The sequence below is a fragment of the Mesorhizobium sp. WSM4847 genome (genome assembly GCF_055811335.1).
Window position 1 is genome coordinate 12,558 of sequence record NZ_JBVVPY010000046.1, and the last position, 5,071, is coordinate 17,628.

Genomic DNA, 5,071 nt, shown 5'->3' on the forward strand with positions numbered 1-5,071 from the left:
CCAAAAACCCCGCCCTCGCCCCGGGTGCTGCTCGCCCCGCTCTTTATCCCGCAATACACCCTTACGGACTATACGGGCGGCCCCGCGGCCCGCTAGAAAACCCCCCCCACGGCTGGTGCGGCGGGGTGACCGGCCGCACCAATTTTTTGTTTCGAGCATCAGATTTTTCGCAAACCGGTTCCCACTTCTTGGGTCCGATGCTCTCGAGCAGCAGGAGACGATCGTGTCGCGCATTGGAATCCACTCTTTCGTCTGGTCGGCGAGCTCGGCGCAAGACGACCTCGAACGGACGCTGGCCAACACCAGGGAGGCGGGCTTCGACCTGATCGAATTCTCCTATCTTGACCCTGCCAATGTCGATGTTGGCGGGCTGGCCAAGCGCATCGCCGACCTCGATCTCGGCGTGGCGATCAGCATCGGGCTGCCGCCCGACGGCGACATTTCAAGCGCCGACAAGGCGATTGCCGCGCACGGCGTCGAAGTCCTCAATGACACGATCGCGCTCACCCGCGATCTCGGCGGCCGGAAGGTCGCCGGCATCCTCAGCACCAGCCATGGATTGCAGACTGAGGCGCCGACGCGCGATCAATGGAACCGCAGTGCCGCCACGCTTGCCACGGTCGCGGAGACCGCCAAGGCCGCCGGCGTCACGCTCAACCTCGAGATCGTCAATCGCTTCGAGAGCAATCTGCTCAACACCGCGGCGCAAGGGTTGGCCTTCATCGAGGACACCGGTTCCGACAACATTTTTCTGCATCTCGATACGTTCCATATGAACATCGAGGAGGCCGATGTCGGGTTGGCCATCCGGCACGCCGCCAAAAAGATCGGCTATGTCCATATCGGTGAGAGCCATCGCGGCTTCCTCGGCACCGGCAACATCGACTTTGCCGCGATCTTCGATGCGCTGACCGCAATCGGCTATGGCGACGACCTCAGCTTCGAATCCTTCTCGTCGGAGATCGTCGACGAGAACCTGTCGAAGAAAACCGCCATCTGGCGCAATCTGTGGACCGACAATATGGAGCTGGCCCGGCATGCGCGCCGCTTCATCGCCATCGGGCTGGAGACGGCGCAGCGCAAGGCCGAGCTTGTTGCGTCAAGCCATCAGCCTTAGCTCCGGTTGCGATCCTCAGGCCAGCTCAAAACGTTCCACGGCGCGCATGATGCCACGCAGCTCGGCCAGGCCTTTCAGGCGGCCGATCAAAGAATAGCCGGGGTTGATCCTGGTCTTGCCGATATCGTCGGCGAGCAGATGGCCATGATCGGGTCGCATGGGAATCCGCCAATCAGCGCGACCTTCCCTTCGGCGGCGCGTCTCTTCCTGCATCAAAGCGAGGATGACATGCGCCATGTCGGTGCCGCCCTCCAGATGCTCGGCTTCATGGAAGGAGCCGTCATCCTCGATGGTTACATTGCGCAGATGGACGAAATGGATCCGGTCGGCGAACTCCTTGACCATGCCGACAATGTCGTTGTCTGCGCGCGTACCGTAGGAGCCGGTGCAGAATGTCAGGCCGTTGGCCGGGCTGTCGACGGCGTTGAGGATGAAACGCGCGTCCTCGGCGGTCGAAACGATCCGTGGCAGGCCATAGAGCGAGAATGGCGGGTCGTCGGGATGGATGCACATGCGCACCCCCTCCTGCTCGGCCACCGGAATGATCTCGCGCAAAAACCAGGCAAGATTGTCGCGCAGCTCCTTCGGCCCGATCGAGTCATATTCCGCCAATGCCTCACGAAAACTATCCCGGTTGTAGCTGCGCTCGGTTGCCGGCAGGCCGGCAATGAGATTGCGCTCGATCCTGTCGATCTGCTCTTCGCTCAATTCCTTCAGTCGCGATTCCGCTTCCGCGATACGTGCCGCGCTGTAGCCGAATTCGGCATTCCTGCGCTTCAGGACGAACAGGTCGTAGGCGGCAAAATCGATCGCATCGAACCGCAGTGCGTAGCCCGTCGTTGGAAGCCGATAGGCAAGGTCGGTGCGGGTCCAGTCGACCACCGGCATGAAGTTATAGCAGATCGTCGCAATGCCGGCCTTGGCGAGCGCACGGATCGTGTCCTTATACCAGCCGACATAGCGAAGCCGTTCCGCCGAGCCGATCTTGATCGAATTGTGGACGGGAATGCTCTCCACAACCGACCAGGTCAGCCCTTCGGCCTCGATGATCCGCTTGCGCTCCAAAATGTCCGTCAAAGGCCAGGCGCGGCCGTCATAGATATCATGCAGGGCGGATACAACGGCCGAGGCTCCGGCCTGCTTGACATGATCGAGCGTCACCGGGTCGTCAGGGCCATACCAGCGCCAGCATTGTTCCATCGAGGCTTTTCCTTTGCGATAAAACGGAACCGTATTGTTGGGCCACAATGGAAGTCAAATTAAAGGAGTTTGCGCCATGAAGGATTTCGACGGCAAGATTGCTCTGGTGACGGGGACGACCGGGATCGGCTTGGCAACCGCCAGACGTCTTGCGGCGGGCGGGGCGGCGATCATCGCCTGCGGCATCGACCGCGCGGCCAACACGGCGATGAGAACGGAACTGGGCAGCTCCGGCGCCGAGGCGCTGATCGTGGACGTCGACGTCTCCGTGCCGGATCAGGTCCGCGACGCGGTCGCAGCCGGTGTCGAGCGGTTCGGCGGCCTCGATATCATCGTCAATTCCGCGGCGGTCCATCCGTATGGCACCGCTGTTAGCACCGATTTCGACATCTGGAACCTGACGATGTCCGTCAATGTCGGCTCGATTTACCTGACCGCGCATTTCGGTATTCCGGAAATGATTAGGCGAGGCGGCGGCGCCATCGTCAACGTGGCTTCGGTGCAAGGTTTCGCCTGCCAGCAGAACGTCGCCGCCTATGCCACGACTAAGGGCGCCATCCACACACTGACGCGCGCTCTGGCGCTCGATCACGCGCGCTCCGGCATTCGCGTCAATTCCGTCAGCCCGGGCTCGATCCGCACCCCGATCCTGGAAAAAGCGGCGCGCGGCGAAAACGGCACCGACGCCGATGTCGAGGCCGCCTACAGGCGCTTCGGCGAAGCACACCCCATCGGGCGCATCGGCGAGCCGGAGGAAGTGGCGGAACTCATCGCCTTTCTGTGTTCGTCGAAAGCCGGGTTCTGCACCGGCGCGGACTACAGGATTGATGGCGGCCTGACTGCCGGCATCGGCGTGAAATAGAACGGGAAGATCGGTCTCGGCTTTACGGGAGACGTTGTCTCCGGACGATTTTCGGTCAGCCGCCACAGCACCGGCGGCGGCGAACCAATAGCGCATAACATGCGCGAGCGCGAATACTGTACTTGCAGCCGGTTCAACCGTCTGATTCCCTTGGTTACGCTGGGCTGTCCTGATTCGCGCACTGTCCAAAGTCTTTGCAGCGCGCCGGGAACAAGCCTTCCACCGACCGCTGCGCTTGCGCATTCAAGGGGAGAGACGGCAAATGAACGCTGCAACGAGGCCGACAATCTCGGAGATGAGGCCCAAGATATCCGTCATCGGGGTTGGCGGCGGTGGCGGCAACGCCATCAACAACATGATCGCCGAAGGCTTGCAGGGCACCGAGTTCATCGTTGCCAACACCGATGCCCAGGCGCTCACCATGTCGAAGGCAACGCGGCTGATCCAATTGGGAGCGCACGTCACGGAAGGCCTTGGTGCAGGATCCCTGCCCGAGGTCGGCCATGCCGCGGCCGTGGAATCTATCGACGAAATCATGGACCATCTTGCGGGAACGCATATGTGTTTTGTGACCGCAGGCATGGGAGGCGGAACTGGAACCGGTGCAGCACCGGTCATAGCGCAGGCCGCGCGCAACGCAGGAATACTGACCGTGGCCGTCGTCACCAAGCCGTTCGTCTTCGAAGGAAACCGCCGAATGCATGCGGCCAATGAGGGCATCGAGCGGCTGCGCGAAAGCGCCGATACCGTCATCGTCATACCGAACCAGAACCTCTTCAGGATCGCCGATGCCAAGACGACGTTCGCGGACGCTTTCGCCATGGCGGACCGCGTACTCTACGCCGGCGTCGGCTGCATAACCGATCTCATCGTCAAGGAAGGCCTGATCAATCTCGACTTTGCCGATGTGAAGTCGGTAATGCGCGATATGGGTCGCGCGATGATGGGGACCGGCGAAGCCACCGGCGAGGACCGCGCCAGGAAGGCAGCCGAAGCGGCGATCGCAAACCCGCTTCTCGACGAAGCGTCGATGATGGGCGCCAAGGGCGTCCTTGTCTCGATATCGGGCGGCACTGACATGACGCTGTTCGAGGTCGACGAAGCCGCCACCCGCATCCGCGAGGAGGTCGACGCCGATGCCGACATCATCGTCGGCGCCATTTTCGACAAGGCGCTCGCAGGAAAATTCAGGGTGTCGGTGGTTGCGACGGGATTGCGGCGGGGGCTTGAGATTCCGCTGACGGTGGGGTTGGAAAACCGTGTGAATTGAGCGACGCCCTTATGGCAGCACCACGGCAGGTTTCGACTGAAGGTCCGATGCACCGGACACCGCCGCCAGACGGTAATCGGGCCGAACGCCCAACCCTGATTGTTGCGGGATAAGCCTGCAGAGCAAGTTGTCGGTTTTGCCTGCGCGACTTCTTGCTGTCGAATTGGAACGCCAGCCAGCGCTCATGGCGCCGGCCGCGTGAACAGGGTGCGGAACAGTTCCTCAGCCCGTCGCAGGCCCTCATCTGGCAGAACCACCGACTTCGCTTTGTTTTGCCGGATTGGCGATCAGTCCCTTCTGGTGCAAGCAGCCAGAGCATCCCAATCCAATCCCTTCCAGGCGCGCCTCTCTTCATGCAGCGTTAGCCAAAGCAGCCCGAGAACGGCATTGTCGATCTTGTCGGTGTCCATCTCCATGCCAAGCAGATTAACACGGGAAGACGGCGCCTGCCGAGACCCACACCGTCGGGTAACTCGATGAGGATCAAACTGGCCGCGCCAGGCTGCAAACGCAAAACGGCCCGCGTGATGCGGGCCGTTTTGTTATTTGGTTGCGGGGACAGGATTTGAACCTGTGACCTTCAGGTTATGAGCCTGACGAGCTACCGGGCTGCTCCACCCCG

The 5,071-nt window shown here is 61.6% G+C and carries 4 protein-coding genes and 1 pseudogene; 3 read left to right on the forward strand and 2 right to left on the reverse strand.

Annotated features, from left to right (window positions below; translation table 11 throughout):
• Positions 1–223: 223 nt before the first annotated feature.
• Positions 224–1,117: a sugar phosphate isomerase/epimerase family protein gene (locus AC0L28_RS33550; RefSeq protein WP_128170891.1), complete on the forward strand. Its 894-nt coding sequence runs from the start codon at positions 224–226 to the stop codon at positions 1,115–1,117.
• Between the two features lie 15 nt (positions 1,118–1,132).
• Here AC0L28_RS33550 and uxuA read toward each other — a convergent pair whose 3' ends face one another.
• A complete protein-coding gene (gene uxuA / locus AC0L28_RS33555) occupies positions 1,133–2,317 on the reverse strand; it encodes a mannonate dehydratase (RefSeq protein ID WP_473482716.1) in 1,185 nt (394 codons plus the stop codon).
• Between the two features lie 76 nt (positions 2,318–2,393).
• On the opposite strand from uxuA, the gene AC0L28_RS33560 reads away from it, so the two are divergent.
• Together AC0L28_RS33560 and ftsZ are read left to right on the forward strand one after the other, a co-directional pair.
• Positions 2,394–3,179 (forward strand): SDR family NAD(P)-dependent oxidoreductase, encoded by a 786-nt coding sequence (locus tag AC0L28_RS33560; protein ID WP_128170889.1) that lies wholly within the window; start codon positions 2,394–2,396, stop codon positions 3,177–3,179.
• Between the two features lie 262 nt (positions 3,180–3,441).
• Complete coding sequence (ftsZ, locus tag AC0L28_RS33565; RefSeq protein WP_128170888.1) at positions 3,442–4,449, forward strand: cell division protein FtsZ; 1,008 nt, start codon at positions 3,442–3,444, stop codon at positions 4,447–4,449.
• Between the two features lie 182 nt (positions 4,450–4,631).
• Here the strand turns inward: ftsZ and AC0L28_RS33570 are convergent.
• A pseudogene (locus AC0L28_RS33570) lies at positions 4,632–4,865 on the reverse strand (DUF6429 family protein).
• Positions 4,866–5,071 lie beyond the last annotated feature (206 nt).